General features: G+C 43.9%; 2 protein-coding genes and 1 pseudogene. 2 read left to right on the top strand and 1 reads right to left on the bottom strand.

The window, feature by feature from the left end; translation table 11 throughout:
* Window positions 1-198: 198 nt before the first annotated feature.
* On the top strand, window positions 199-1,098 hold the full coding sequence (locus tag VK097_RS12660; RefSeq protein WP_324212174.1) for a LysR family transcriptional regulator: 900 nt from the start codon (window positions 199-201) through the stop codon (window positions 1,096-1,098).
* Between the two features lie 189 nt (window positions 1,099-1,287).
* A complete protein-coding gene (locus VK097_RS12665) occupies window positions 1,288-2,178 on the top strand; it encodes a DMT family transporter (protein ID WP_324212175.1) in 891 nt (296 codons plus the stop codon).
* Window positions 2,179-2,291: 113 nt separating this feature from the next.
* On the opposite strand, the pseudogene VK097_RS12670 reads toward VK097_RS12665, so the two are convergent.
* Window positions 2,292-2,884, bottom strand: a pseudogene (locus tag VK097_RS12670) (hypothetical protein); the annotation flags it as partial.

Below are 2,884 nucleotides of genomic sequence, written 5' to 3' on the forward strand. Positions count from 1 at the left end.
GAACCGCAGGAGATAAAGGAAACACGGCGACCATAGGGAGCCGCTGTTGACTTATCGGACGGAGGTGAAGGAAGTCACGCTAGTCGCTGGGCGCTGGAGCCGGACGTGGCAATTTTTGATAAAGCATTCGTAGAGCCAAAAATTTATACTTTCCTATATAATTACAATGACTAAATTGGATTGGCAGGTGATATTAAAATGGATCAATATCTGCAAGTGTTTGTTATTGTTGCTGAAAGGAAGAACTTTTCACGTGCTGCTGAAGAACTTCATATGACGCAACCTTCTGTCAGCCAATATATTCACACACTCGAAGAAAAATTTGGCACTAAGCTATTGGAAAGAACAAATAAATATGTCCGGTTGAATAAAGCAGGAAATATTGTCTACCATCATGCCAAGGAAATTCTGGGACTCTACGCAAAAACCCAGAACCTGATCGACGACTTAATGAACCAGGCAAAAGGTCCGCTTTCGATTGGAGCCAGTTACACGTTCGGCGAATATGTATTGCCGCGTATACTGGCCACCTTACAAAAAAATTATCCGGAGATTCAGCCGGCTTTAACTATAGGTAATACGGCTAAAATTGCCAGCTTAGTCACAAGTCACCAGCTGGATATCGGAATCGTAGAGGGCAATTTTAAAGATAAGCAGCTGGTTGTAGAAGATTTTGCAGAGGACTATATGGTTGTTGTCGCTTCACCGGCACATAAATTTGCACAGCGCGAAGGTTATGTAGACATTCATGAGTTGGAGCAGGAAACGTGGATTGTCCGTGAAGAAGGTTCGGGAACCCGTGAGGCTACTGAAAAAATGTTTAAACGAATCGGCATTGCGCCATCAAAGAAAATCAATTTTGGCAGCACACAATCCATTAAAGAAGTCGTGGAAGCAGGCCTTGGCATCAGCTTGTTATCCCAATGGGCCATCCAGAAGGAATTAAAGAATGGTGACCTTAAAATAATTAAAGTGGAAGGACTCCCGTTTTCACGGCAATTTTCAACCATTACGCAAACACCATTTCAGACAAAGTCACTGGAAGTGTTTATCGATTTATTGCATAAGGAAAAACCGCTGACGGTGGGATTTGATTAAATGAAAGCTGCGATCGGCTAAGCAAGTTCCTTTCCAATCTGCCGTTTTTGTATTAGGATAGTTATTTGGTGCCGGTATCAACCCGGGTTACGGGAATATTGGCGGGGTAAGTACACATGACCTTGAAAGTGCCGAATATGGGCTTGTGTACGAAACCGGTAGTACTTGTATTTATTGGAGGAACAGCTGATGTCTGATCGCAATAAAGGTATTCTATTATTATTGGTTTCTGCGCTCGGTTTTTCCCTGATGGGGGCTTTCGTCAAGCTGTCCGGTGATTTGCCGACCGCGCAGAAGGCTTTTTTTCGTAATATAGTAGCAGCTATTATAACATTAGGCTTTGTTTTGCGTCATAATGAAAGAATATTCGGGAAAAAGGAGAATCAGAAGCTGCTGCTGTCCCGTTCAGCGCTTGGGGCAGTCGGGATTGTAGCTAATTTTTATGCAATCGATCATCTGGTTTTATCCGATGCTGAAATGCTTAACAAACTCAGTCCGTTCATTCTCATTATATTTTGTGCGATTTTCCTGAAAGAGAAGGCGCTCAAGTTTCAGATTGTCGCAATACTAGTGGCGTTTATCGGTGCATTGTTCATCATTCAGCCGCAATTTTCCGTGGCTATTCTCCCTTATATCGTCGGGGTGATCGGAGCGGTGTTCGCAGCCGGTGCTTATACGCTTCTTCGTGTCCTGGGCAATAAGGAAAAATACTACACAGTCGTCTTTTATTTCTCGTTTTTCACAACGCTTGTATTACTGCCGTTCACGATTTTCCTTTACGAACCGATGAGCTGGCAGCAATGGGTACTGCTGCTGTTGGCAGGAGCGTGTGCGACGGTCGGCCAATTTGGCATCACGCTTGCCTACAAGTTTGCGCCGGCCAATGAGATCTCAATTTTCTTTTATTCAACAGTTGTTTATTCAGCGCTGCTAAGCATTGTGCTGTTCGGGCAGATTCCTACGCTGCTCAGTGTGATTGGCTATGTCATCATATTCGGAGCATCGTTCTATATGTTCCTGAAAAATAACCGGATGGATAAACAGGAAGCAAGGCAGGAAAAGCAGTTGAAATCGTCATAGAAAATAGGGCTGTCCCGGAAATCATTAATTGTGATTTCTGGGACAGTTTTTATATAAAAATGACAGCTCTTCTTCTGATGAAGAGGAGCTGCCATTTAACTGCCTAACTTGGATCAGTTATCGACACCGTAGCTCAACAGGTTTGTGAAAATGCGGTATCCGCCTGGCACTTGATTATTGATCTGACGATAGAATACCAGGTTCGTATATAGATATGTTCCTTCGCCATATTCCGCCATCAGGATGCCTCCATTGAATGCATCTTCATTCGGGTCTGCCATTGAAACAAAGGTCTCATAGCGATCATCCCAGTTCATCGGGAAGTATAAACCCCTCTCCTGCACCCAGTTATCCCAGTCACTTTCGTTGATATCATTCGGATAATTGAACAGTTTATGTTCCGGCTTCAATACATCAACCGGGGCCGTTTCATCTGTCACTCGCCATTCGATTGATGGTTGACCGATTTCAAGAGGGTATGGTGCCGTTGTTTCGGCAATCCAGTTATCCCACGGTTTGTGATACTGGACAACAACATGTCCGCCGTTTTCCGCATATTTAAGCAAACGGTCATTATGTTCGATTAAATCCTCCCTTGCCAGCCTTGCCCGAATTCCGGTAACGATTGCATCATATTGACTAAGGTCTCCGGAGGCCAGGTCTTCTTCAGTCAGTTTGGTGACATCGAATTCTGCATTCTTAAAAG

The sequence above is a fragment of the Lentibacillus sp. genome, from assembly GCF_035301675.1.
Taxonomy (GTDB): Bacteria; Bacillota; Bacilli; order Bacillales; family Amphibacillaceae; genus Lentibacillus.

Coding starts and splice junctions, on each gene's coding strand:
- VK097_RS12660 (WP_324212174.1), top strand. CDS start 199: ATGGATCAATATCTGCAAGTGTTTGTTATTGTTGCTGAAAGGAAGAAC.
- VK097_RS12665 (WP_324212175.1), top strand. CDS start 1,288: ATGTCTGATCGCAATAAAGGTATTCTATTATTATTGGTTTCTGCGCTC.